The 26,028-nt window shown below is 71.8% G+C and carries 18 protein-coding genes, 2 pseudogenes and 1 riboswitch; of the genes and pseudogenes, 17 read left to right on the top strand and 3 right to left on the bottom strand.

What is annotated here, in order from left to right; genetic code table 11:
- Nucleotides 1-14 precede the first annotated feature (14 nt).
- The 7 genes and pseudogenes from MOPEL_RS04340 to MOPEL_RS04370 form a co-directional block, all read left to right on the top strand.
- Entirely contained in the window at nucleotides 15-1,520 is a 1,506-nt protein-coding gene (locus MOPEL_RS04340; protein ID WP_009481641.1) for an ABC transporter substrate-binding protein, read from the top strand.
- An 11-nt stretch (nucleotides 1,521-1,531) separates the two neighbouring features.
- A complete protein-coding gene (locus MOPEL_RS04345) occupies nucleotides 1,532-2,470 on the top strand; it encodes an ABC transporter permease (protein ID WP_009481642.1) in 939 nt (312 codons plus the stop codon).
- Entirely contained in the window at nucleotides 2,467-3,330 is an 864-nt protein-coding gene (locus MOPEL_RS04350; RefSeq protein WP_009481643.1) for an ABC transporter permease, read from the top strand. The genes MOPEL_RS04345 and MOPEL_RS04350 overlap by 4 nt, the downstream gene beginning before the upstream one ends.
- Nucleotides 3,327-5,219, top strand: a complete 1,893-nt coding sequence (locus MOPEL_RS04355; protein WP_009481644.1) for a dipeptide ABC transporter ATP-binding protein — start codon at nucleotides 3,327-3,329, stop codon at nucleotides 5,217-5,219. The genes MOPEL_RS04350 and MOPEL_RS04355 overlap by 4 nt, the downstream gene beginning before the upstream one ends.
- Nucleotides 5,216-6,322 carry a P1 family peptidase gene (locus MOPEL_RS04360; RefSeq protein ID WP_009481645.1) on the top strand — a complete coding sequence of 369 codons (1,107 nt, stop codon included), beginning with the start codon at nucleotides 5,216-5,218 and terminating at the stop codon, nucleotides 6,320-6,322. The genes MOPEL_RS04355 and MOPEL_RS04360 overlap by 4 nt, the downstream gene beginning before the upstream one ends.
- A complete protein-coding gene (locus tag MOPEL_RS04365; protein ID WP_009481646.1) occupies nucleotides 6,319-6,981 on the top strand; it encodes an IMPACT family protein in 663 nt (220 codons plus the stop codon). The genes MOPEL_RS04360 and MOPEL_RS04365 overlap by 4 nt, the downstream gene beginning before the upstream one ends.
- An 89-nt stretch (nucleotides 6,982-7,070) precedes the next feature.
- Nucleotides 7,071-7,185, top strand: a riboswitch (SAM riboswitch).
- Nucleotides 7,186-7,221: 36 nt separating this feature from the next.
- Nucleotides 7,222-8,535, top strand: a pseudogene (locus MOPEL_RS04370) (bifunctional o-acetylhomoserine/o-acetylserine sulfhydrylase); the annotation flags it as partial.
- Nucleotides 8,536-8,695: 160 nt separating this feature from the next.
- Here the strand turns inward: MOPEL_RS04370 and MOPEL_RS04375 are convergent.
- Entirely contained in the window at nucleotides 8,696-9,016 is a 321-nt protein-coding gene (locus tag MOPEL_RS04375; protein ID WP_009481648.1) for a putative quinol monooxygenase, read from the bottom strand.
- 178 nt (nucleotides 9,017-9,194) lie between these two features.
- Between MOPEL_RS04375 and MOPEL_RS15705 the strand changes: the two genes are divergently transcribed.
- Nucleotides 9,195-9,803 (top strand): AAA family ATPase, encoded by a 609-nt coding sequence (locus tag MOPEL_RS15705; RefSeq protein WP_141631179.1) that lies wholly within the window; start codon nucleotides 9,195-9,197, stop codon nucleotides 9,801-9,803.
- Between the two features lie 72 nt (nucleotides 9,804-9,875).
- Here MOPEL_RS15705 and MOPEL_RS04385 read toward each other — a convergent pair whose 3' ends face one another.
- Nucleotides 9,876-11,081 carry a dicarboxylate/amino acid:cation symporter gene (locus tag MOPEL_RS04385; protein WP_040632895.1) on the bottom strand — a complete coding sequence of 402 codons (1,206 nt, stop codon included), beginning with the start codon at nucleotides 11,079-11,081 and terminating at the stop codon, nucleotides 9,876-9,878.
- Between the two features lie 79 nt (nucleotides 11,082-11,160).
- Between MOPEL_RS04385 and hrpA the strand changes: the two genes are divergently transcribed.
- The 7 genes and pseudogenes from hrpA (at nucleotide 11,161) to gltS (ending at nucleotide 22,367) form a co-directional block, all read left to right on the top strand.
- The gene (gene hrpA / locus MOPEL_RS04390) at nucleotides 11,161-15,486 is read left to right on the top strand and encodes an ATP-dependent RNA helicase HrpA (protein WP_009481651.1); all 4,326 of its coding nucleotides are present in this window, start codon (nucleotides 11,161-11,163) and stop codon (nucleotides 15,484-15,486) included.
- A gap of 76 nt (nucleotides 15,487-15,562) precedes the next feature.
- On the top strand, nucleotides 15,563-16,507 hold the full coding sequence (locus MOPEL_RS04395; RefSeq protein WP_009481652.1) for a PAC2 family protein: 945 nt from the start codon (nucleotides 15,563-15,565) through the stop codon (nucleotides 16,505-16,507).
- Between the two features lie 136 nt (nucleotides 16,508-16,643).
- Nucleotides 16,644-17,351 carry an EcsC family protein gene (locus MOPEL_RS04400; RefSeq protein ID WP_009481653.1) on the top strand — a complete coding sequence of 236 codons (708 nt, stop codon included), beginning with the start codon at nucleotides 16,644-16,646 and terminating at the stop codon, nucleotides 17,349-17,351.
- A gap of 330 nt (nucleotides 17,352-17,681) precedes the next feature.
- Nucleotides 17,682-18,434 (top strand): DUF4192 family protein, encoded by a 753-nt coding sequence (locus MOPEL_RS17085; RefSeq protein WP_009481654.1) that lies wholly within the window; start codon nucleotides 17,682-17,684, stop codon nucleotides 18,432-18,434.
- On the top strand, nucleotides 18,391-18,873 hold the full coding sequence (locus tag MOPEL_RS17090) for a DUF4192 family protein (RefSeq protein ID WP_169316277.1): 483 nt from the start codon (nucleotides 18,391-18,393) through the stop codon (nucleotides 18,871-18,873). The genes MOPEL_RS17085 and MOPEL_RS17090 overlap by 44 nt, the downstream gene beginning before the upstream one ends.
- Nucleotides 18,874-19,243: 370 nt before the next feature.
- Nucleotides 19,244-21,016 (top strand): RNA polymerase sigma factor, encoded by a 1,773-nt coding sequence (locus tag MOPEL_RS04415; protein ID WP_009481656.1) that lies wholly within the window; start codon nucleotides 19,244-19,246, stop codon nucleotides 21,014-21,016.
- Between the two features lie 152 nt (nucleotides 21,017-21,168).
- Nucleotides 21,169-22,367 (top strand): annotated as a pseudogene (gene gltS, locus MOPEL_RS18360) (sodium/glutamate symporter).
- Nucleotides 22,368-22,518: 151 nt separating this feature from the next.
- Here the strand turns inward: gltS and MOPEL_RS04425 are convergent.
- Complete coding sequence (locus tag MOPEL_RS04425) at nucleotides 22,519-23,061, bottom strand: type II toxin-antitoxin system PemK/MazF family toxin (protein WP_009481659.1); 543 nt, start codon at nucleotides 23,059-23,061, stop codon at nucleotides 22,519-22,521.
- A 205-nt stretch (nucleotides 23,062-23,266) separates the two neighbouring features.
- On the opposite strand from MOPEL_RS04425, the gene lepA reads away from it, so the two are divergent.
- On the top strand, nucleotides 23,267-25,108 hold the full coding sequence (lepA, locus tag MOPEL_RS04430; RefSeq protein WP_040632898.1) for a translation elongation factor 4: 1,842 nt from the start codon (nucleotides 23,267-23,269) through the stop codon (nucleotides 25,106-25,108).
- A 23-nt stretch (nucleotides 25,109-25,131) separates the two neighbouring features.
- Nucleotides 25,132-25,869 carry a tRNA (guanosine(46)-N7)-methyltransferase TrmB gene (trmB, locus tag MOPEL_RS04435; protein WP_009481661.1) on the top strand — a complete coding sequence of 246 codons (738 nt, stop codon included), beginning with the start codon at nucleotides 25,132-25,134 and terminating at the stop codon, nucleotides 25,867-25,869.
- The last annotated feature ends 159 nt before the right edge of the window (nucleotides 25,870-26,028 follow it).

The raw sequence follows: 26,028 nt of genomic DNA on the forward strand, positions 1-26,028 counted from the left end.
GGAGAGACACCTCCATGCGCCGACTCGCCGCGCTCGCCCTCGCCGGTTCCCTCGTGCTCACGGCCTGTTCGGCGGGAGCGGGCAGCTCGGGCACCGGCGGACCCTCGGGGGCCCCCTCGACGGATCTCGCCGTCGGCATGATCGCCGAGCCTGCCAATCTCGACTTCACGCGCACCGACGGTGCGGCCATCCCGCAGGCCCTCCTCGACAACGTGTACGAGGGGCTCGTCGCGGTCGACGACGACGGCCGCGTCGTCCCGCGCCTCGCGAAGAGCTGGGATGTCTCGCCCGACCGGCGCACGTACGCCTTCCACCTCGTCGAGGGCGCCACCTTCTCGAACGGGCAGCCGTTCACCGCCGCCGACGCCGTGTTCTCCATCGACCGGGTGAAGAAGGAGTGGACGACCTCGCTCGCCCGCGCCATGGACGTCGTCGCGAAGGCGGAGGCGAAGGACGAGCACACCCTCGTCGTCACCCTGACCCGCCCGAGCAACGACTGGCTGTACCGCATGACGACCCGCATCGGCGCGATGTTCAGCCGCACCGGCGTCGACGACCTCGCGACGACGACGGTCGGCACCGGCCCGTACACGGTCGATCGGTGGAAGCGGGGTGACTCCCTCCACCTCACGCGTCGCGACGACTACTGGGGGACGACGCCGTTCTTCACCGGCGTCACGCTCAAGTACTTCAAGGACCCGACGGCGCTCGACAACGCGCTCCTCACGAACGCGATCGACGTCGTGTCCACCGTGCAGGCCCCCGAGTCGCTCGGTCAGTTCACGAACGACCCCCGGTTCCAGGTCGTCGAGGGCACGACGAACGGCGAGGTCGTCCTCTCGTTCAACCACGCGCGCCCGCCGTTCGACGACCCCGCCGTGCGCCGGGCGGCGCGGCAGGCGATCGACGAGAAGTCCCTCCTCCAGAGCTGCTGGGCGGGCCGGGGCACACTCATCGGCAGCATGGTTCCGCCCACCGACCCCTGGTACGAGGACCTCACCGGCCTGCGCCCCCACGACCCCGAGGCCGCCAAGGCGACCCTCGCCAGGAGCGCCCACCCCGACGCGACCGTGCGGCTGCGCCTGCCCACCCTCCCGTACGCCACCTCGTGCGGCCAGGTCGTCAAGAGCGACCTCGAGAAGGCCGGGTTCCGCGTGACGCTCGACCAACTCGAGTTCCCCGCCGCATGGGTCACGCAGGTGATGAAGAACGGCGACTACGACGCCTCGATCGTCGCCCACGTCGAACCCCGCGACCTGCCCACGCTGTACGGCAACCCCGACTACTACCTCCACTACGACAACCCGAAGGTGCGGGCCGCGATCGCCGCGGGCGACGCCGGGGACGAGAAGACGCAGGTCGCGAAGATGAAGGAGGCCGCCCGCCTCCTCGCCGAGGACGACGCGTCCGAGTGGCTGTTCCTCCTGCCCAACCTCGTGGTCGCGAAGAAGGACGTCACGGGCCTGCCGACGAACTCCGTCGGGGAGTCCTTCGACGTCACCGGCCTCGCCCGGGGCTGACGCGGTCCGCCATGCGCATCCTCCGACGGGTCCTCGGACTCCTCGTCGCCCTCGTCGTCAGCTCGGTGCTCGTCTTCGCGTTCATGCAGATCCTCCCCGGCGACCCGGCGCGGGTCGCCCTCGGTCTCAACGCGAGCGAGGAGTCGGTCGCGCGGCTCCGCGCCGAGTTCGGCCTCGACCGGCCGCTCCACACGCGCTACCTCGACTGGATCGGGGGGCTCCTCACCGGCGACTTCGGCACGAGCTACCTCTCCCACCTGCCCATCGGGCCCCAGATCGCCGACCGCTTCGGCGTCACCGCCTGGCTCGTCGCCGCGGCGATGATCGTCGCCGTCGTCCTCGCCGTCCCGCTCGGCACGATCGCGGCATGGCGACACCGCCACCCGATCGGCGCGGTGCTCTCGGCGGTGTCGCAGGTGGGTATGGCGATCCCCTCCTTCCTCGCCGGTGTGCTCCTCATCGCGGTGTTCGCCGTGCGGCTCCGACTCCTCCCCGCCGGGGGATGGACACCGCCGTCGGTCGACGTCGTCGCGTTCCTCCGCTCGCTCGTCCTCCCGGCGCTCGCGCTCGGGCTCGTGCAGGCCGCCGTCCTCACGCGGTACGTGCGCTCGGCGATCCTCGACGTCCTCCGCGAGGACTACCTCCGCACCGCCCGCGCCAAGGGATTCCGTCCGCTGCCCGCCCTCGTCCACCACGGGCTGCGCAACGCGTCGATCCCCGTCGTCACCGTCCTCGCGCTCCAGCTCACGACGATGCTCGTCGGCGCCGTCGTCGTCGAACGCGTCTTCGTCGTCCCCGGGCTCGGCAGCCTCCTCCTCGACGCCGTCGCCTCCCGGGACCTCCTCGTCGTCCAGGACGTCGTCATGGTCCTCGTCGTCTCCGTCCTCACGGTGAACCTCCTCGTCGAGGTGCTCTACGCCGTCCTCGATCCGAGGTCGGTGCGCCGATGAGCCGCCCCCACCGCGACCCCGTCCGCCTCACCCCGCGGCGCCGCCGCCGCGTCGACCCCTCCCTCGTCGTCGGGGCGATCCTCGTCGGCGCGCTCGTGCTCCTCGCGCTCGTCTCGTTCGTGTGGACCCCGTTCGATCCCCTCGCGATGGACGCCGGCACCCGCCTCGCCGCACCCGGACCCGAGCACTGGCTCGGCACCGACAAGTTCGGCCGCGACGTCGCGAGCCAGATCATGGTCGGCGCGCGCACGACCTTGCTCGTCGGCGTCGTCGCCGTCGGCGTCGCCGCCCTCGTCGGCGTCCCCCTCGGCATCCTCGCCGCGATGGGACCCGCCTGGCTCGGGGCGCTCCTCATGCGGGGCTCCGACATCCTCCTCGCGTTCCCCGCGCTCCTCCTCGCGATCATGCTCAGCGCCGTCTACGGCGGCAGCACGACGATCGCGATGATCGCCATCGGCATCGCCTCGATCCCGACGTTCGTGCGGGTCACGCGCTCAGGGGCGATGTCCGTGCTCCACGGCGAGTTCGTCCTCGCCGCCCGCGCCGCCGGACGCAGCGGCCTCGCCATCGCGTGGCGCCACGTCCTGCCCAACGTCGTCGGGCTCGTCATCGTCCAGTCCTCCGTCGCGTTCGCCATGGCGATCCTCGCCGAGGCGGCCCTGAGCTTCCTCGGCCTCGGCACTCCGCCGCCGACGCCCTCGTGGGGGCGGACGCTCCAGGAGAGCCAGGAACTCCTCTGGTCCGCGCCCCGCCTCGCGCTGTTCCCCGGCGTCGCGATCGCGCTCGCCGTCCTCGGGTTCAACCTCCTCGGTGACGGACTGCGCGACGTCCTCGACCCCCGGATGGGGGGTCGCTCGTGAGCCCGGCCCACGTCCCCGTCCCCGGCGGCCGCGACCGCGACGACGCGCGGCAGGTCGTCCCCTCCGGCCACGAGGCCGTGCCCGGCGCCGACACCGTGCTCCGCGTCGAGGGGCTCGGGGTCACGGCACACGGCCGGGACCTCGTCTCCGGTGTCGACCTGCACATCGAGCCGGGCGAGCGCGTCGGCCTCATCGGGGAGTCCGGCTCCGGCAAGTCCCTCACCGCCCTGAGCATCATGGGTCTGCTCGGCGAGAGCCTCACCCCGCGCGGCTCGATCCGCGTCGCGGGCGTCGAGCACGACGTCGTCGGCGCGGGGGAGCGGGCCCTCTCGGCGATGCGCGGACGCGACGTGTCGATGGTGTTCCAGGAGCCGATGACGGCCCTCGACCCGACGATGCGCGTCGGCCGCCAGATCGCCGAGACGATGCTCATCCGGCGCGGCCAGGAGCGGCCCGTCCACACCGAGGAGACGGCGAAGGACGCCGCGCTCGTCCTCATGGAGGAGCTCGGCATCCCCGACCCCGAGAACGCCTACCGCGCCTACCCCCACCAGCTCTCCGGCGGGCAGCGGCAACGCATCGTCCTCGCCATCGCCCTCGCGAACGACCCGCGTCTCCTCGTCTGCGACGAGCCGACGACCGCGCTCGACGTCACCGTGCAGGCGTTCGTCCTCGACCGCATCGTCCGGGCGACGACCGACCGCGGGGCCGCCGTCCTCTTCATCAGCCATGACCTCCCCGTCGTCGCCTCGGTGTGCAGCCGCGTCTACGTGATGAACGGGGGCCGGATCGTCGAATCCGGGCCGACCGAGCGGGTGTTCACGCGCCCGGCCCACCCCTACACCCGGCGCCTCATCGACGCCTCCACCCTCCCTCCCCGCGCCGAGCGGACGGGCGCGACCGCCACCCCGTCATCGACGCCTCGTGCGGCGACGCGGCCGGCGACCCGGACGACGACACGGACGCGGTCGGTGCCTCCGCCCGTCCCCGCGGTGCCCGCCGTGCTCGACACCCCCGCCGTGCTCCAGGCGAACGGCATCACCCGCACGTACCGCCGCGGCGGCCGGTTCGGGGGTGGTCGACGCATCGAGGCCCTCCGTGGCGTCGACCTGCGCGTCGAGGCGGGGGAGAGGGTCGGCATCGTCGGCGAGTCCGGCTCCGGCAAGTCGACGCTCCTGCGCATCGTCGCCGGGCTCGACGAGCCGACCTCCGGCACCGTGCTCGTCGACGGCCACCCGACGCGCTCCGCGGCCGACCTGCGGCGGGTGCGCGAACGCCTGCAGCTCGTCTTCCAGGACCCGATGGGCAGCCTCGACCCCCGGATGCGGGTCGCGGACGTCGTCGCCGAACCCCTCGTCGGCCTCGGTCGACCCGGCGGACGCGAGCGGGTCGACGAGCTCCTCACCGCGGTCGGGCTCTCCCCGGAGGCCGGGGAGCGCTACCCGCACCAGTTCAGCGGCGGGGAACGCCAACGGATCTCGATCGCCCGCGCACTCGCCCCGTCGCCCGGCATCCTCCTCGCCGACGAGCCCGTGAGCGCGCTCGACGTCTCCGTGCGGGCGCAGGTCCTCGGGCTCCTCTCGGGCCTCGTCGACGACCTCGGCCTCACGCTCGTCATGGTGAGCCACGACCTGTCGGTCATCCGGCACACGTGCGACCGGGTCCTCGTCATGCGTGACGGGGAGGTCGTCGAGAGCGGCCCCACCGAGAGTGTCTACGAGGACCCGCAGCACCCCTACACCCAGCGGCTCGTCGGGGCGATCCCGACGTTGGACAAGGCGCTCGCCGGCGTGGACGCCACCCGCCTCGCTCGGCCGCCCGCGGCGGAGGCCGCGCGGCGCCGACCGCACCGTCGGCACCGTCCGCATCGCCCCGGAGGCTCCCGATGACCCAGGCTGCACCCACGAACTCCCTCCTCGACGTCCCCGGTCTGCGCGTCGGGCACGCGGCCGCCACGGCCGAGGGGGCGCTCTCGGGGACGACCGTCGTCGTCGCCGCCCCCGACCTGCTCGGGGCGGGGGACGAGGGCGGCATCGTCGCGGGCGTCGACGTGCGTGGCGGTGGGCCCGGCACGAGGGAGACCGATCTGCTCGACCCGCGCAACGTCGTCGAGCGGGTCCACGCGATCTGCCTCACCGGCGGGAGCGCGTTCGGGCTCGGCGCGGCCGACGGGGTGATGGCGGGGCTGTTCGAGCGGGGGATCGGGCTGCCGATGGGCGCCCCCGGCGACGTCGTGCCGCTCGTGCCGTCGGCCGTGATCTTCGACCTCGGGCGGGGCGGCACGTTCGGGGCGTACCCCGACGCGACGACCGGACGGGCGGCGCTCGACGCGGCCCTCGGCGGGGAGCGACCCGCCGCCCCGCTCGGGATCGGCTGCGTGGGTGCCGGCCGCGGCGCCAAGGCGGGCGGTTTCAAGGGCGGCATCGGCACCGCGAGCGCGGTCTGCCCCGACGGGTCGACCGTGGCGGCGCTCATCGTCTGCAACTCCCTCGGCGAGGTCGTCGCCCCCGACGGGACGTTCCACGCGGGCGACGTGCTGCTGCCCGGCGACGGCGGCCCGGTGCGGGTGCCGTCCGCGGCGGAGCTCGACGCGTCGCGGGCGGCAGCCACCCGGGTGCCCCCGCAACCGGTGGGGACGCCGGGGCTCGCGACGACGATCGGCGTGGTCGCCACCGACGCGACGCTGACGAAGGCGCAGTGCGCCAAGCTCGCGGGCGTGGGGCACGACGGGATCGGCATCGCGATCCGACCCGCCCACACGATGCTCGACGGCGATACCCTGTTCGGCCTGTCGACGACGCGGCGGCCCGCACCCGATCTGTCCGTGTTCCACGAAATCCTCACGGCCGCCTCGCTCGTCGTCGCTCGGGCCGTGGTGCGTGCCGTGCTCGCGGCCGAGACGACGACCACGCCCGCCGGCACGTGGCGCTGCTACCGGGACGCGTTCCCCGGCGCCTTCACCGACGCTGCGGGCGGCGGGGCCGACGCGTGAATGACGCCCCGTCCCTCACGACGATCGCCGCCCCGGTCGAGGCGGAGATCGAGGTCAAGCGCTCGCGGTTCCTCGCCCGTCTCGAGCCCGTGCGCGACGAGGCGGCGGCACGCGCAGTCGTCGAGGCCGCCCGCAAGAAGCACTGGGACGCCCGGCACCACTGCTCGGCGTTCGTCCTCGGCGTCGAGGGCGAGGTGGGCCGGTCGGGGGAGTCCGGCGTCGTGCACCGCAGTTCGGACGACGGCGAACCCGCGGGCACGGCCGGGGCGCCGATCCTCGAGGTCCTCACCGGGCGCGGCCTCACCGACGTCGTCGCCGTGGTGACGCGGTGGTTCGGTGGGACGCTGCTCGGCACCGGCGGTCTCATCCGCGCCTACGGCGACGCCGTGCGGCAGACGTGCGACGCGGCCCGGCCGGTGACGTATCGGCTCCTCGACCGGCTCGACGTCGACGTGCCCCCGGGCGACGTCGGGCGGGTCGAGAACGAGCTGCGCACGCGCGGCGTCACCGTCGCAGGCACCGACTACGCCGCCGTCGCGACCCTGCACCTCGACGTCGACCCGACGTCGGTGGACGACGTGTCCGCCCTCCTCGCCCAGCTCACCGGCGGCGCCGCCGACCCACGCCGCGGCAGGGCGCACTGGTCGCGACGGGCGTGATCGCCCCCCAGGGCCGAACGACGCATCGGTCTGTCCGCGGTCCGGACAGGGTGTCCGCCCCCCGGGACGTGCAGGCTAGGCTCGGAACAGGTCAAGAGCGCCAGCGCGAAGCCCCGGCTCGCTGGCCGGCAACCCTCCACCTGCGGTGGGGTGCCCCGGGTGACGACCTGGCCGACCGCGCCCGCGTGTCGGCAAGCGAGGTGACTCTCCGCGCACCTCAGTTCGACACGAGGAGCAGAGACCATGAGCGACTGGGCCTTCGAGACCCGTTCCATCCACGCCGGCCAGACCCCCGACCCCACGACGGGGGCGCGGGCGCTGCCGATCTACCAGACGACGAGTTACGTCTTCGACGACGCGCAGACGGCGGCCGACAGGTTCGCCCTCTCCGACCTCGGCCCCATCTACAGCCGCCTCGGCAACCCGACGAACGAGGTCGTGGAGAACCGCCTCGCCGACCTCGAGGGCGGCGTGGGGGCGCTGCTCTTCGCGTCCGGGATGGCCGCGACGACCGCCGCGATCCTCAACATCGCGCAGGCGGGGGACCACGTCGTCGCCGGAGCCGCGCTCTACGGCGGCACGTACAACCTCCTCAAGTACACGCTCAAGCGGCTCGGGATCGAGACGACGTTCGTCACCGAGCAGGGCGACCTGGACGCGTGGCGTGCGGCGATCCGGCCGGAGACGCGGCTCGTCTACGGCGAGACGATCTCCAACCCCGACCAGCAGGTCCTCGACATCGAGGGCGTCGCGGGCATCGCGCACGAGGCGGGGGTGCCGCTCGTCGTCGACAACACGGTCGCGACGCCGTTCCTCGTCCGGCCGATCGAGCACGGCGCCGACGTCGTCGTCCACTCGGCGACGAAGTACCTCGGCGGGCACGGGACGAGCATCGTCGGTGCGCTCGTCGACGCCGGCACGTTCGACTACGGCGCCGAGCCGGGCAAGTTCCCGCAGTTCACCGAGCCGAGCGAGAGCTACCACGGCCTCGTCTACGCCCGAGACCTCGGCGCGGACTCCCCACTCGGGGCGAACCTGTCGTTCGTCCTCAAGGCGCGTGTCGACCTCCTGCGCGACACGGGCGCGGCGGCCTCGCCGTTCAACGCGTTCCTCCTCGCGCAGGGCCTCGAGACCCTGAGCCTGCGGATGGAGCGTCACGTCGGGAACGCCCGCCGGGTCGCGGAGTTCCTCGCGTCGCACCCCCAGGTGGAGTCGGTGAACTATGCCTCGCTACCGGGCAACCGCGACCACGAGCGGGCCGCGAAGTACTGCCCGAAGGGCTCCGGGGCGGTGTTCAGCTTCGAGATCGCGGGCGGCATCGACGCGGGCCGGAGGTTCGTCGAGGCGCTCGAGCTGCACAGCCACGTCGCGAACATCGGCGACGTGCGCAGCCTCGTCATCCACCCCGCCTCGACCACCCACAGCCAGGGCAGCGACGAGGACCGACTCGGCGCGGGCGTCACCCCCGGCCTCATCCGCCTCGCCGTCGGCATCGAGCACATCGACGACATCCTCGCCGACCTCGAGAAGGGTTTCGCCGCCGCGGCGGGCTGAGCCGGACGCCCGCCCGCAGCCCGCACCGACGCTCGCCGTCGCGTCCGGGTGATCGACGTGCGGTGACGACGACGCGGGGCCCTCCACCTGCCGGTGGAGGGCCCCGCGTTCGTGCTCCTGTGGACGTTCGTGCTCCTGTGGACGGCAGGAGAGGGTGTCGTCAGTCGACGCTGATCTCGGCCATCTTGTCCCAGCCGGTGGCGGGGATCTGCCCGTTGACGATGTCGGGGGTGGCCGTGAGGTACTGCGGGAACTCCTCCTGCATGGCCTTGAAGTGGTCGGAGTTCACGTGCGCCTCGGCGCCGTCGTCCTCGAACGCCTCGAGGAGGACGTAGGTGTTCGGGTCCTCCACGCTGCGGGACCACTCGAACCAGAGGTTCTTCTCCTCGGCGCGGGTGGCCTCGGTGAACGTGCGCGAGATCTCCGGCCAGCGCTCGGCGTGCTCGGGCTTCACGGGGAACTTGCCGTTGATGAGGATCATCGGGGATCTCCTTCGGTCGGGGTCACTCCCAGCGTCTCATTCGCCACGACGCGTGCGGAACGGTGGGGCGGACCGCGGGGCGACGAGCCGCGCGGCGGCGACGACGCGCGGGTGTGGCCCAGGTCTCCGATCCCCCGCCTGGCGGGGGCCCGGCCCGGAGGTCTGAGAGAGTCGACGCGTGAACGATCTCCACCCCACCGACCGGCAGGACGTGACGCCTCCGAGGAGGACACCCCCGCGCGCGACGACTCCGGGCGACGGTCATCCGATCGTGGTCGTCAACGGGTTGCCCGGCGCAGGCAAGACGACCGTCGCCGCGGCGCTGGGGCGCCGGTTCGCGCGGGCCGCCGTCGTCGAGGGCGACCGGCTCCAGAACGACCTCATCGTGAGCGGCGGCGTCGACGTGGGGGAGGAGCCCGCCGACGAGGGGTGGCGGCAGTTGTCGCTGCGGTGGGCCAACATCGCCGCCCTCGCCGTCAACCTCGACGACGCGGGCTTCACCGTCGTCGTCGACTCCCTCACGATCCCGTCCCTCCTACAGACGCTGCGCGAATCCACCGGTGACCGGCCGCTCGCGTACGTCCACCTCGACCCGAGCATCACGGTGCGTCGGGCCCGCGACGCGGCGCGGGGTGTGCGGGCGATCGGCGACCGTCACGACGCGATCGCGAGCGAGTTCGAGCCGCTCCGTGGCCGGGGCGTGTGGATCGACTCGAGCGACCTCGACGTCGAGACCACCGTCGACGCCGCCCACGACGCCGTCGTCTCCGGCCGCGCCACCCTCTGACCCCCTTCCGGCACGCCGCGGCCCGCGACACCCGAAGGTGCCGCGGGCCGGAGGACGGAGAAGGAGGGCGGGTCAGGCGACGGCCGTGGCGCCGCGCTCTTCACGCCCGCGGCTGCGACGGGTGAGGGTGTCGACGATGGCGGCGATCGCGCCGTCACCGGTGACGTTCGTCGCCGTGCCGAAGGAGTCGATCGCGATGTAGGTGGCGATCATGAGGCCGACCTGCGGCTCCGTGAACCCGAGCATCGTCGTGAGGAGGCTCGTCGCGGTCATGATCGCGCCACCGGGCACGCCGGGGGCGGCGATCATCATGATGCCGAGCATCATGACGAACCCGATCATCGTGGGGATGTCGACGGGCTTGCCGTAGAGGAACATCACGGCGAGGGAGAAGCACGTGATCTTGATCGTCGACCCGGCGAGGTGGATCGTCGCGCACAGCGGGACGACGAACGACGACACGGGCTCGCTCACGCCCATCTGCATCGCCTGGCGGTGCGTGACGGGGATCGTCGCGGCGGAGGACGAGGTGCCGAGCGCGGTGGCGTAGGCGGGGAGCATCGTCTTGAGCATGACGAGCGGGTTCTTCTTGAAGAACGCACCGGCGATCGCGTACTGGATGAGCAGCAGCACGACGGTGAGCGCGAACACCATGAGGATGACGCCGAGGAAGGTGGTGATGACGTTCCACACCTGACCGGCGGCGGCCATGTTGAGGAACACGCCGAAGATGTAGAGCGGCAGCAGCGGGATGAGGACGCCCGCGATGACCTTGTTGACGATCTCGCGGAACTCGACGAAGCCCCGACGGACGACGTCACCGTCGACGAGGGTGAGGCCGACACCGATGATGAACGCCAGGATGAGGGCCGTCATGACGCCCATGAGCGGCGGCATCTCGACCTTGAAGAACGGCGTGAGGAGCGCGTCCTCCGGGTTGGTGACGGACTGGGCCGTCTTGCCGGCGAGCAGCGAGGGGAACACGGCCATGCTCGTCGCGAGGCCGACGAACCCGGCGAACAGGGTCGAGCCGTAGGCGATGGCCGCCGTGACCGCGAGCCACTTGCCCGCCCCGCGGCCGAGCTCGGCGATCGCGGGCGTGATGAGCCCGACGATGATGAGCGGGATGATGAAACCGAGGAAGTTGCCGAACAATCCGTTGAACGTCACGAACGCTCTCGTGAGCCACTCGGGGAAGAACAGCCCGCAGACGATGCCGAGGACGATGGCGATGAGGATCTTGGGAAGCAGCCCGATGGAGCGGCGTTCGGAGGTCATGAGGAAAGAGTAGGAAGCGTGGGCGCCCCATGAGGGCATCGTCGCGAACCCCGTCGGGGAACGTGTCGCACTTCGCACCATGGGTGATGTGACCCCCATCGGGTGGGGCCGCGTCCCCGGGCCGGGAAACCCGGTGGACGACGGCCGTATCCTGGAAGGCGTGTCCGATTCCCCCACGCCCGCGCAGTCCCGGCCCGCCGACCCCGTTCCGCGGTCCGAATGCGGCGACGGCGGGGACCGCACGCCTCGGCCGTCGCGCGGCCGACCGCGTCGGAAGGGCGCGCGCCGGGACGGTGACGGGGGAGGCGCACCCCGCGCCGACGCCCCGACGCGCGGTGAGGCGGGAGCGTCGGGCGAGGCCGCGCCGAAGGGCGAGGGCCCGCGACGGGGCCGTGCGTCCTCGACCGGTGAGTCACAGGCGTCGGCCCAGAACGACGATCGCGGGGGGCGTGGTCGTGGTCGCCGCGGCTCGGGCGGCCGCCGCGGGCAGGGGCGTCGGCAGGGCGGTCGTCCGCCGCTGACCCCCGAGCAGAAGGCGGAGCGTCGTGCCGCGTGGGAGCGCCGCGTCGAAGCACGTCGTCGAGCGGCCGAGGCGCTCGACGTCACCTATCCCGACCTGCCGGTCTCGGCCGTCAAGGACGACATCGCCGCGGCGATCCGTGACCACCAGGTCGTCGTCATCGCGGGTGAGACGGGCTCGGGCAAGACGACGCAGATCCCCAAGATCTGCCTCGAACTCGGCCGTGGCATCACGGGGCAGATCGGCCACACCCAGCCCCGACGTATCGCCGCCCGCTCCGTCGCCGAACGGCTCGCCCACGAGCTCGACGTCGAGCTCGGCGCGCAGGTCGGGTATCAGGTGCGGTTCACCGACGAGTCGAGCCGCGACACGCTCGTCAAGGTGATGACCGACGGCATCCTCCTCAACGAGCTGCAGCGGGACCGGGACCTGCGTCGTTACGACACGATCATCATCGACGAGGCCCACGAGCGGAGCCTCAACATCGACTTCGTCCTCGGCTACCTCAAGCAGCTCCTGCCGCGGCGCCCCGACCTCAAGGTCATCGTCACGTCGGCGACGATCGACCCGCAGCGCTTCGCCGAGCACTTCGCCGACGCACACGGCACCCCCGCCCCGATCATCGAGGTCTCGGGCCGCACGTACCCCGTCGAGATCCGGTACCGGCCGCTCGTGCGCGTCGAGCCGAACTCGACGCCCGGCAAGCCCGACGTCGAGGTCGAGATCGACCACATCACCGGCCTCTGCGAGGCCGTCGAGGAGCTGTGGACCGAGGGCGGCGCCGCCGAACGCGCCCGCGACGGCGGGGGCGAGGACATCTTGGTGTTCCTCTCCGGCGAGCGGGAGATCCGTGACGCCGCCGACGCGCTCGAGGGGATGAACCTGCCCGGCACGCAGATCCTCCCGCTCTTCGGCCGGTTGTCCGCCGAGGAGCAGCACCGGGTGTTCTCCCGCGGCGGCGGGCGGCGGGTCGTCCTCGCGACGAACGTCGCCGAGACCTCCCTCACCGTGCCGGGCATCCGGTACGTCGTCGACGCCGGCACCGCCCGCATCAGCCGGTACAGCCAGCGCACGAAGGTGCAGCGGCTGCCCATCGAACCGATCAGCCGGGCGAGCGCGAACCAGCGATCCGGTCGATGCGGCCGTGTCTCCGACGGCATCGCGATCCGCCTCTACTCCGAGGAGGACTACGAGTCCCGCCCGGAGTTCACCGACCCCGAGATCCTCCGCACGAACCTGGCGAGCGTCATCCTCCAGATGACCGCGCTCGGCCTCGGCGACATCGCGCGGTTCCCGTTCGTCCAGGCGCCCGACGCGCGCATGGTCACCGACGGTCTGCGCCTGCTCGAGGAACTCCGGGCGATCGACCCGAACGAGCCCGACCCGCGGCGGCGACTCACCGACGTCGGCCGCCGCATCGCCCGGCTGCCCGTCGATCCGCGCCTCGCGCGGATGATGCTCGCCGCCGCGGACGAGGGGTGCCTGCGCGAGGTGACGATCATCGTCGCCGCGCTCTCCATCCAGGACGTCCGCGAACGCCCCCTCGAGAAGCAGGCGCAGGCCGACCAGAGCCACGCCCGGTTCAAGGACGACACGTCCGACTTCACGACGCTGCTCAACCTGTGGAGGTACCTCCGCAAGAAGCAGAAGGAGCTCTCCGGCAGCGCGTTCCGGCGGCTGTGCAAGGCGGAGTTCCTCCACTACCTCCGCATCCGGGAGTGGCAGGACCTCGTCGGGCAGCTCACGACGACGATGCGCGAGCTCGACATCACCCCCAACACCCGTCCGGCGCCGCCCGAGGCGGTGCACAAGGCCCTCCTCACCGGGTTGCTCTCGCAGATCGGCCTCCACGACCGCGAGAAGCGCGACTACCTCGGTGCCCGCGGCGCCCGGTTCGCGATCCAGCCGGGCTCGGTGCTGCGCCGCGCCAACCCCGACTGGCTGATGAGCGCGGAACTCGTCGAGACGACCCGCCTGTGGGCCCGCACGAACGCCGCGACCGATCCGGCCACCATCGAGGAGGTCGGCGCGCACCTCCTCAAGCGCTCCTACAGCGAACCCCACTGGAGCCGAAAGCGGGCCGGGGTCGTCGCCGACGAGCGCGTCACGCTCTACGGCGTACCGATCGTCGTCGGACGCCCCGTGAGTTACGGCGCGATCGACCCCGTCGCCTCCCGCGACCTCTTCATCCGGCACGCCCTCGTCGAGGGCGACTGGGACACTCCGCACCGGTTCTTCCACGACAACCGCAAGCTCGTCGAGAAGCTCAGCGAGCTCGAGTCGCGGGCGCGGCGGCGCGACATCCTCGTCGACGAGGACACCCTCTTCGAGTTCTACGACCACCGTGTGCCCGCCTCCGTCGTGAGCGGCTCGCACTTCGACGCGTGGTGGAAGAAAGAACGTCGCCGCCGCCCCGAGCTCCTCACGTTCACCGAGGACTTCCTCGTCTCCGCCGACGCCGACGCCGTCGACGCGCGGGACTACCCGCACGAGTGGGTGCAGGGCGACCTCCACCTGCCGCTCACGTACCAGTTCGAGCCGGGCGCCGACGCCGACGGCGTGACGTGCCACATCTCCGTCGAACAGCTCAACCAGGTCGACGACGAGGGCTTCGACTGGCAGGTGCCCGGTCTGCGGCCCGAGCTCGCGACCGCGCTGCTCAAGAGCCTGCCCAAGGCGACGCGCAAGCACTTCGTCCCGACGCCCGACCACGCCCAGGCCGCCCTCGCCGAGGCCGACGAGGAGCAGATGGCCGCGGGCGTGCCGCTCACCGAGGAACTCGCGCGGGCCCTCTACATCCGCACGGGCCACCGCGTCGCGTCGGGGGAGTGGGACGTCACCCGCGTGCCCGACCATCTCCGGATGACGTTCCGCGTCGAGGATCCCCGCGGGCGTCGTCTCGGGGAGGGCAAGGACCTCACGGCCCTGCAGGAGGAACTCGCCCCCGCAGTCCGGACGACGATGGCCAAGGCGGCGGGCGACGTCGAACGCCGCGGCCTCGTGACGTTCGACCTCGAGGAGCTGCCCGCCACGTTCGAGCGCCGCGTCGGCAAACGGGACCTCCAGGGATTCCCGGCCCTCGTCGACGAGGGGGACTCCGTCGCCGTCCAGGTGCTCGCCGGACGCGCCGAGCAGGTCGCCGCGACCCGGCTCGGTCTGCGGCGCCTCATCCTCCTCAACACGACCGTGCCGTGGAAGCGGATCCTCGGGCTCCTCACCAACGCCCAGCGGCTCGCCCTCGGCAACAACCCGCACGGCTCGATGCAGGCGCTCCTCGACGACGTCCTCGCCGCCGCCGTCGACGCGATCGCCGCCCGGTCCCTCGCCGCCTCCGGTGTCGAACTCATCCGCACCCCGACCCAGTTCGACGAGGCGCTCGCCGCCGTGCGGCGGGAGATCGTGCCCACCGTCGTCGAGATCGTCGAGTGGGTGCACCCCGTCCTCGAGAGGGCGCTCGCGGTGCGGCTCGCCCTCGACACGATGAAGCCGTCGACGCCGGAGATGGCGGCGCTCAGGGACGACCTGGGCGCGCAGCTGCAGGACCTCGTCCACCCCGGGTTCGTCGCCGAGACCGGCCACGCCTATCTGCGGCACCTGCCCCGCTACCTCCAGGGCATGCTCGTCCGCCTCGACAAGGCCCCCGCCGAGCCGTGGCGGGACGCCCAGCGCCTCGAGATCGTCCGCACCGTCGAGGCCGAACGGGTCAAGGTCGTCGAGTCCCTCCCCGCGATCGAACGCGGCGCCGACGACGTCGTCGCGCTCCGCTGGATGGTCCAGGAGCTGCGCGTCAGCCTCTTCGCCCAGACGATCGGCACGGCCCACCCCGTCTCCGAGAAGCGCATCTACAAGGCGATGGACGCCGTCGAGGACGCCCACGCCGCCTGACCCATCGGACCCGCGGCGGGAATCGTCGACGCCCGCCGAGCGTTGTGTACGAGCGACGACGACGGAAGGAGACCCGGTGCAGGATCCCTCGATGCTCTACCGGCTTGAGACGGACACCGACCTGGTGGACCTGCGTGCGGACATGATGGTCGTGGCCTTGGGGGGGTTCCTCGACGCCGGCCACGCGCAACGCCTCCTCGTGGAGCACTTGTTGCGCACCCTCGACCACACGGTCGTCGCGACGTTCGACCTCGACCAGCTGCTCGACTACCGCGCACGGCGTCCGGTCATGACGTTCTCCCGCGACCACTACAGCGAGTACACCGACCCATGCCTCGCGCTCTACCGGGTCATCGACGACGCCGGCACCCCGTTCTTCCTCCTGTGGGGCCCCGAGCCCGACTACCAGTGGGAGCGGATGGTCGCCGCGGTGAGCGAGCTCGTCCGGCTCCTCACCGTCGAGCGCGTCGTCTCGGTCTACGGCATCCCGATGGCCGTGCCGCACACCCGGCCGGTCACGTCGACCCTCCACGGCACGACGGAGGAGATCCGAGAGGGCGCCCGCCCCGTCTTCGGCACCGTCGAGATCCCCGGCTCCCTCGCGGCGCTCCTCGAGCTCCGCCTCGGCGAACAGGGCCGTGCGGCGATGGGATTCGCCGTCCACGTGCCGCACTACCTCGCGCAGAGCGACTTCCCCGCAGGCGCCGCGCACGCTCTCGAACGGCTCGCCGACGTCGCCGGACTGTCGTTGCCACCTGCGGCGCTCGAACTCGCCGCCGCCGACAGCGCGCACGCCATCGCCTCGGAGGTCGCGGCATCGGCGGAGGCCGCCGAGATCGTCCGCGCCCTCGAGGAGCAGTACGACGCCCGCGTCGCACGCCTCGCCGCAGGCGACCTCGACGACGCCTCCGACGACGACGGCGACGACCAGGGTCTCGGCGGTGGACCGCTGCCCACCGGGGACCAGCTCGGAGCCGAACTCGAGGCGTTCCTCGACGAGATCAGACGCGGCCCCCACTGACGCCCCACCTGGCCGTGCACGGACCCACGTGAGACGTCACGTGTGGATCCCGGCCCGCCGGGGAACAGAGGGAACGAGGACCCGCACACACCGCGCGCGGGCGCACCACACACCACCGTCCACCGGGAGGACACACATGGGGATCTTCGACCGCAAGAAGGACACGCCGACAGCACCGGTCGCGACCGAGGACCTGGGCCTGCTCGGCAGCCAGGCGACGAAGTTCGTCGAGCGCGTCCTCGAGATCGGCATCGACGGCAAGGGCACGTTCGACTCCGCGCAGAAGGTCGCCGACGACGCCCGTCGCCGCCGCAGCGACCCCGAGCGCGTCGTCGACGACATCGTCGGCGCCCACCTGCGCCTCGCCGCGGGCAACGGGTTCGTCACCGGCCTCGGTGGGTTCGTCACGATGCCCGTCGCACTCCCGGCCAACGTCGTCGGGTTCTACGTCGTCGCCACCCGCATGGCGGCCGCCATCGCCGCCGTCCGCGGTTACGACATCCAGCAGCCGGCCGTCCGTTCCGCGATCCTCCTCTCGCTCATCGGCGCGGACTCCGACGACCTCCTCAAGAAGGTCGGCTACCAGTCCACCGGCAAGCTCGCCAATCTCGCCGCCGACAGGCTCCCCGGCGCGGTCGTCATGGCGATCAACAAGGGCGTCGGGTTCCGCATCATCACGCGGATGGGCCGTACGACCCTCACGAAGTTGGGCCGCCTCGTGCCCGTCGCGGGCGGTGCCATCGGCGCCGGGCTCGACTCCTACCTTCTCAAGAAGATCGCCGACGGGGTGCGCGAGCAGTTCCCGTTCAAGGCGACGCTCACCTCGCTGCCCAGCGAGAACTGACGCTCTTCCGGCACGACGGCCCGGGCACCCGCGACGAGCGGGACCCGGGCCGTCGTCGTCCGCGGTCGCGCTCCGTCCCGTGGCGGTCGAGGCCGTGCGGGGTGCCGATCCCGCGTCCGGTGGCGTCCTCGCGTCGACTCGGCGGTTCCTGCCCCACCCGGTCGGACTCCCGGCCGGACTCCGGCTCGACTTCGGCTCGGCTCGGGTTCGATCCGGGCCAGGTGCGGGGCCTCGTCCGCTCGTCCCCAGCCTTCTCCCGGTGGGTCCGCTCGTCCCCAGCGCCGCGTCGGGAGTCCACGGGGAGGGGGCGGTGAGGGGACCGTCGGGGGCATGACCCCGCTGCGATCCCTGCCGGACCTGCTCGCCTTCCTGCCCTACCACGTCGGATTCGAACTCCGGGACGCCCTCGTCGTCCTCGGCCTCGAGAAGGCGCGTCTCGCGCTCGTCGAACGTGCCGACCTGCCGGACTCCTGGCCGCTGCATCCAGAGGTGCTCGTCCGTCTCGTCGGGGGAGTGCGACGACTCGCTCCGTGCCTCGACACCGTGCTCGTCGTCGCCTACACGACGGGCGCCGACCCCGCCCCGGCGCTCCCACTCCTCGTCCACGCCCTCGACGACATCACTGTCGCGACCACCCGGGCCGTCGTCGTCTCGGGATCGACGTGGCGCGAGTGGGACGACGACGTCCCCCGCCCCCTGCCCGAACCCGCCGACGTCCCCCTCGTCGCCGAGTACGTGGGGCGGGGCATCGCGCCGCTCTCCGATCGCGCGGCGCTCCGGACGGCCCTCGCCCGCACCCCGTCGCCGGAGGTCGACGCCGCCGTCCGCACCCTCGTCGCCCACGGCGTGCACACGGGCGCGGGATTCCGCGCCTGGAACCGACTCGTCGCCGCCGGGGTCGACCTCCCCGGCCCCTTCCCCGGACCGACCGAGCACACGTGCTCCGGGGGGGCCGCAGGTCGTCTTCCCCCACGCGGCGGACGCGCCCTCCACGGAGGCGACCTCCGTCGCGACGGTGACACCCCTCGCGTCCGCCGCGGTGCATGCCGATCCTTCCGCCGCGGACACCGTCACGTCGACTGACCGAACCCCCGGCGCCTGGGGGCTCGACGACGCCGCGACGGTCCTCGCCTTCGTCTCCGACCTCACCCACCGCGACGCGTTGCACACCCGGCTCGTCCCACTGCGGGCGGACCCGATCGACCCACCGACGCCCGGCGCGGCGCGGGTCGCGCCGCCCGGGGCCAGGAACGAGCCGTTCGACACCGACGGCACCGATCTCGACGCGCTCGCCGCCCGGGTGGCCGTGCGGGCCACGCTCGTCCACCTCGCCCGCGTCGCCCCCACCCCGTTACGGGCGACGACGCTCTCGATGCTCGCCGTGTGGGCCTGGCACTGCGGTGACGGCGCCCTCGCCGCGGTCGCGTCCGCCGTGGCCCTGGAGGAGGAGCCGGGGTACGCCCTCGCCGACCTCGTCGCGCACCTCGTCCGCCTCGACGTGCCGCCGCCCCGGGCCCGGTGACCCTCGTCGATCGAGGCCGCGGCGGCCCGGTCGGGCGCGTCCGCGGCCGGGATCCGGGATCCCGAGGTCGGCGCCCACGGCGGGCCGCCCGCCCGGTCGCCGCCGTGGTCGGTCGAGCATGCACGACCGGGCGGCGGCGCCGTCACCTGCGCCGACGTCGTTGCGGCGGCGGGACCAACGGCGATTCTGGACGGTCGGTCGTGCAGGGTCGGGGCGCGTCGAATTATAATGGGGATCCGACACCGGCGGCCGGGATCGAAACGACGCCCCCGTCCACGCCCGTGACCATGCCTCGCACGCCGGGGCGAATCATCAGGACGAAGCCCTACGCAGCTTTGTCACCTCCGTCAGAAAGGTGTCAGGGTACCCCGTGGCGAACGCCCCCCAGTCGACCTCAACGCCGGCCAAGCTCCCTGCCGAGTTCTCCCACCCTGCGCTCGAGAACCTCCTCAAGCTCGGGATGACCCGCGGTTCCGTCGACAGCAGCGACCTCAAGGTCGCCCTCGAGACCGCCGAACTCACCCCCGCCCGTCAGAAGGCCGTCATCCGGGCCCTCGAGCAGAACGGCGTCCAGATCACCCTCGACACGGTGCACGCCGCGCAGGCGGTGGGTTCGACCAGCAAACGGGCTCCCCGCAAGACGGCGAAGAAGACGACGACCCGTTCCACGACGAAGTCGGCCACGAAGTCCGCCACGTCGAAGACGAGCACGGCGAAGAGCACCGCGTCCCAGAGCGGCGCCTCCAAGGGTGCCGCCAAGGCGACGTCGCCCGCGAGCGCCGAGACCGAGGACGCGACGAGCACCACGACCGCCCCCGCCAAGAAGACCGCCGCGACGAAGACGGCGGCGAAGAAGACGGCGGCGAAGAAGACGGCGGCGAAGAAGACGGCGGCGAAGAAGACGGCGGCCCGGAGCACCCGCAAGACCGCCACGTCGACCGCGAAGAAGGCCGCTGACGACCCGGCGATCGAGGACGTCGATCTCGAGGAGCTCGCCACCGTCCCCCCGGTCGAGGACACCGTCGAGGAGACGGAGGTCGACGGCGCCTCCGCCGACACCGACGACGAGACCACCGACGAGGCCGACGACACCAAGGGCGCCCGCAAGGCTCGCAGCACCCGCAAGGGCAAGAAGGGCTCCGAGGAGACGACCGAGGGCAGCGAGGAGTCCGGCTTCGTCCTCCGCGAGGACGACGAGGACGACGCCCCCGCCCAGCAGGTCGTCACCGCCGGCGCCACGGCCGACCCGGTCAAGGACTACCTCAAGCAGATCGGCAAGGTCGCCCTCCTCAACGCCGAGCAGGAGGTCGAGCTCGCCAAGCGCATCGAGGCCGGTCTCTACGCAGAGAGCCGCCTCAACTCGGGCGACTCCTTCGACTCGCAGATGAAGCGGGACCTGTGGTGGATCGCCCAGGACGGCAAGAACGCCAAGAACCACCTCCTCGAGGCCAACCTGCGTCTCGTCGTCTCCCTCGCCAAGCGGTACACGGGACGCGGCATGCTCTTCCTCGACCTCATCCAGGAGGGCAACCTCGGCCTCATCCGTGCGGTCGAGAAGTTCGACTACACCAAGGGCTTCAAGTTCTCGACGTACGCGACGTGGTGGATCCGCCAGGCGATCACCCGCGCGATGGCCGACCAGGCGCGCACCATCCGCATTCCGGTGCACATGGTCGAAGTCATCAACAAGCTGGCCCGCGTGCAGCGGCAGATGCTCCAGGACCTTGGTCGCGAACCCACCCCGGAGGAGCTCGCCAAGGAGCTCGACATGACCCCGGAGAAGGTCGTCGAGGTCCAGAAGTACGGCCGTGAGCCCATCTCCCTGCACACCCCGCTCGGCGAGGACGGCGACAGCGAGTTCGGTGACCTCATCGAGGATTCCGAGGCCGTCGTCCCGGCCGACGCGGTGAGCTTCACACTCCTGCAGGAGCAACTGCACTCCGTCCTCGACACGCTCAGCGAGCGCGAGGCGGGCGTCGTGTCGATGCGGTTCGGCCTCACCGACGGCCAGCCGAAGACCCTCGACGAGATCGGCAAGGTCTACGGCGTCACGCGTGAGCGCATCCGCCAGATCGAGTCGAAGACGATGAGCAAGCTGCGCCACCCGTCTCGTTCGCAGGTGCTGCGCGACTACCTCGACTGACCGATTCTGCGTCGTCCGGCCCGGTGTCCCCGTCGAAGGGGGCGCCGGGCCGTCGCGCGTGAGGGGTGCACAGGGGGCCATGGCAGTGGGTGCGGGGCGAGGGAACACACTAAGGGCGCTCTCTGCCCGTCCCCTCACGAATCCGAGGCCCCATGGACGTCTCCCTCAACCTCATTCAATCCGTCGCGCTCACCGTGCTGGTCGCCGTCCTCGGCGAATGGTGCCGTGAGCGGGTGTGGATCTTCCGCCGGTTCGCCATTCCGGGCCCCGTCATCGGCGGCTTCGGCTTCGCGCTCCTCGTCTTCGCCGCGCGAGTCTGGGGCGGCGTGTCCTTCACGATGGACACCACGCTCCAGACCCCGGCGATGATCGCGTTCTTCACGACCGTCGGCATCGCCGCGAGCTTCGGTCTGTTGAAGTTGGGCGGCAAGGTCCTCATGACCTACCTCGTCCTCTGCTGGGGGGTCGCCATCTTCCAGAATCTCATCGGCGCCGGTCTCGCCACCGTGTTCGGCATCCACCCCCTGCTCGGCATCATGGCGGGCTCCACCTCGCTCGAAGGTGGGCACGGCAACGCGGCCGCGTTCGGCCCCGTCGCGAGCAGCTCGGCGCCTCCGGTGCGACGACCGTCGCGCTTGCGGCGGCGACCTTCGGTCTCGTCTCCGGGTCCCTCCTCGGCGGTCCGACGGCGTCGTTCCTCATCCGCCGCCACGGGATCGATCCGACCCCTCGTCGCTTCGACGTGCCGCAGGCCGAGCTCATCGACAACGAGTCGCACACCGTGAGCAGCGAATCGCTCCTCTACGCCGGTGCGCTCGTCGCCGTCATCATGGCCGCGGGGAACGCCCTCGGTCGGTGGTTCACCGACCAGTTCGGGTACGCCCTGCCCGCCTACGTCGGCGCCATGCTCATCGCGATCATCGTCCGCAACGTCATCGACACCACCCGGGTCGTCCCGCTCCGCATGGAGGACATGGACGTCATCGGCAACCTCACCCTGTCGTTCTTCCTCACCCAGGCGATGATGACGCTGAAGATCTGGGAGCTCGCCAACGTCGCCGGTCCGCTCATGGGCATCCTCGTCGTCCAGGTCACCGTCCTGCTCGCCTTCGCGGTGTTCGTCGTCTTCCCCCTGATGGGCAGGGACTACGATGCGGCGACGATGGTCGGCGGTCTCATGGGGCACGGCCTCGGCGCCACCCCCAACGGCATCGCCAACATGGACGCGATCTCCAAGGCGCACCGTGCCCGGTCGACGCTCGCCTTCGTCGTCGTCCCCCTGGCCGGGTCGGTGCTCATCGACATCGTGTCCGTTCCGTGGATCACGTTCTGTCTCAACTTCTTCGCCTGACGCCTCGGTGCCCCACGGCGGGCCGCCGTCCGTCGGGGCGGTCCACCGCGTCGTCGGTGGGCGCCACGCGGCTCGCCCGAGGTCGGCGCCACCCGGAACGTCGCGGTCCCCGGCCCGGCGGGCCGAGCCGGGCGGGCCGGGCGGGCCGGACTCAGCGGTGCGTCGCGACGCCGGCCACGACCCGGTCGAAGAGGGCACTGTCGAGGACGGCACCCTCGCGGCGCACGGTGGCGGGGGAGAGGCGCACGATACGATCGAGGCGAACCTCGCTGGGGCGCCCGCTCGAGTCCCAGGCTCCGGAGCCGACGTCCATCCAGAACCGGCCAGCGGCGGCCTCCTGGCGGGCGTCGCGATCGTGGTCCTTGCTCGTGAGCGGGAGGGCGAGGAGCCACGGGCCGTCCTGACCGACGACGAGCGCGGGCCGATCCTTGCCCCTCCCGTGGTCCTCCTCGTAGGGGATCCACGCCCAGCACACCTCGCCCGGGTCGGGGCGACCGTCGGCGGTGGGGGTGTACTGCGGGGAGAGACGACCGCGGAAGTCGCCCGGATACGTCGTCGCCGGGGTCGTACGGGCGCGGCCCGTCCTCGGTCGCGGATGACGATCGCGCCGTGCCCGGACGGATCCGGTCACCTCCTGGCGCACCCCGCGGACGACGGCCTGACCGAGCTCGGTGAGAAGGCGCGTGAGAGTCACGGCCTCAGGTTATCGGCCGGGGTGGGGGCCTGGCGGGACGAACGGCCCCGCCGGTGGCGGCCGCACCCTTCCGATGGATCGCCTCGCCCCTCTCGGTGGCCGGGGCCACCCTCCACGGCGGGCCGTCCCGGGCGGTCCCGGGTGTGGGAGGATGGGGCGTTGCCCCGTGTCCCCGTCCCGATGAGGTCTGTCACCCGTGTCCCCCATGGCCCGCACCGCGTTGCCGCCGCACGCGACGCCGCCGGAGCTCATCCGCAACTTCTGCATCATCGCGCACATCGACCACGGCAAGTCGACGCTGGCCGACCGCATGCTGCAGCTCACGGGGATCGTCGACGAGCGCCTCATGCGTGCCCAGTACCTCGACCGCATGGACATCGAGCGCGAACGCGGCATCACGATCAAGAGCCAGGCCGTGCGCATGCCGTGGGAGGTGGACGGGGAGACGTTCTGCCTCAACATGATCGACACCCCCGGCCACGTCGACTTCACGTACGAGGTCTCCCGCAGCCTCGCCGCGTGCGAGGGTGCGATCCTCCTCGTCGACGCCGCGCAGGGCATCGAGGCGCAGACCCTCGCCAACCTCTACCTGGCGATGGAGAACGACCTCGAGATCATCCCCGTCCTCAACAAGATCGACCTGCCTGCCGCGCAGCCGGAAAAATACGCCTCGGAGATCGCCGGCCTCATCGGCTGCGACCCGGACGACGTGCTCAAGGTCTCGGGCAAGACGGGCGAGGGCGTCGAGCCCCTCCTCGACCGCATCGTCGAACTCATCCCCGCACCGAAGGGGGACCCCGACGCGCCTGCGCGGGCGATGATCTTCGACTCCGTCTACGACACCTACCGCGGCGTCGTCACGTACGTCCGCGTCATCGACGGCCACCTCACCCCGCGCGGCCGCATCCAGATGATGTCGACGAAGGCGACGCACGAACTCCTCGAGATCGGAGTCATCTCTCCGGAGCCGGTGCCGAGCGACGGGCTCGGCGTCGGCGAGGTGGGATACCTCATCACCGGCGTCAAGGACGTGCGCCAGTCGCGTGTCGGTGACACGGTCACCGATCAGCGCAACCCTGCCGACCAGTCCCTCGGGGGCTATCGCGATCCGCGGCCGATGGTGTTCTCCGGTCTCTACCCGATCGACGGGTCCGACTACCCGGTGCTCCGCGACGCGCTCGACAAGCTCAAGCTCAACGACGCCGCGCTCGTCTACGAGCCCGAGACGTCCGCGGCACTCGGCTTCGGGTTCCGCGTCGGGTTCCTCGGCATGCTCCACCTGGAGATCATCCGCGAACGCCTCGAGCGGGAGTTCGACCTCGATCTCATCTCCACCCTCCCCAACGTCGAGTACCAGGTGACGATGGAGGACGGTGCGGAGGTCGAGGTGACCAATCCGAGCGAGTTCCCCGCCGGCAAGATCAAGTCCGTCACCGAGCCCGTCGTCCGCGCGACGATCCTCGTGCCGAGCGAGTTCATCGGCGCCGTCATGGAGCTGTGCCAGAGCCGCCGCGGTTCGCTCCGGGGTATGGACTACCTGTCCGAGGACCGCGTCGAGATGCGGTACACCCTCCCGCTCGCCGAGATCGTCTTCGACTTCTTCGACCAGCTCAAGAGCAAGACCCGCGGGTACGCCTCGCTCGACTACGAACCCGACGGCAGCCAGGAGGCCGACCTCGTCAAGGTCGACATCCTCCTCCAGGGCGACCAGGTCGACGCGTTCAGCGCCATCGTCCACAAGGACGCCGCCTACGCGTACGGCGTGCGCATGGCTTCCAAGCTGCGCGAACTCATCCCGCGGCAGCAGTTCGAGGTGCCGATCCAGGCGGCCATCGGCAGCCGGGTCATCGCCCGCGAGACGATCCGCGCCATCCGCAAGGACGTCCTCGCCAAGTGCTACGGCGGCGACATCAGCCGCAAGCGCAAGTTGCTCGAGAAGCAGAAGGAGGGCAAGAAGCGCATGAAGATGGTCGGCACCGTAGAGGTGCCGCAGGAGGCCTTCATCGCCGCCCTCTCCAACGACGCCGTCGAGAAGCCCAAGAAGTAGACCCGCGACAAGGAGGACGCCTCGTGGAGGACGCCGCAGCCCGCGAACGCATCCGCCGCGAGGTGGTCTCCTTCGCGCGTCGGGACGGTCGGCTCTCGCACCGTCACCAGACGGCGTGGGACGTCCACCACGGGGCGTACGTCGTCGAGCCCGACCGGGACGTGCGGTCGACGTCGATCGCCCCGGGGTGGACGTTCGACGTCGAGGCCGTGTTCGGGCGTCGGGCGCCGCTCGTCGTCGAGATCGGCTCGGGCGACGGGGACGCCGTCCTCGCCTCCGCGGGGGCGAACCCCGATGTCGACCATCTCGCGGTCGAGGTCTACCGGCCCGGTCTCGCCCGCACGATCGTGAGGGCCTCCCGCGCCGGCCTCGCCAACCTCCGGGTGATCGCCGCCGACGCACGCATGCTCGTCGACCGCGCGCTGCCCGAGGCGTCCGTGCGCGAGTTGCGCGTCTTCTTCCCCGACCCGTGGCCCAAGGCCCGCCACCACAAGCGTCGTCTCGTCGACGACGACTTCGTCGCCGCAGCCGGCCGCGTACTCGAACCCGGCGGCGTGCTGCGCCTCGCCACCGACTGGCAGGACTACGCCGACGCGATGCGCGAGGCGTGCGAGGGGGCCGAGGGGCTCGAGTCGCTCCACCCGGACTCCCCGTGGGGGCCGCGGTTCGAGGGACGCGTCGTCACACGGTACGAGCGCAAGGGCGTGGCCCTCGGCCGCGACATCCGCGATCTCGCGTTCGGGCGACCGGCGCGACGCTGAGTCCGCCGGGAGGGCGACGGGCTCAGCGCCGCGCGGATCGCCCGCGACGCCGGATGCGGTGCTACGAAGTGGTCCCCGAGTCCTGAATTCCCCTGCGACGAGGAGCGATTGGCGTCGTCGTGACCGCTGTGGCCCCGTCGCGGCCCATCCTGCCACGGA

The organism is Mobilicoccus pelagius NBRC 104925 (assembly GCF_000247995.1).
Taxonomy (GTDB): Bacteria; Actinomycetota; Actinomycetes; order Actinomycetales; family Dermatophilaceae; genus Mobilicoccus; species Mobilicoccus pelagius.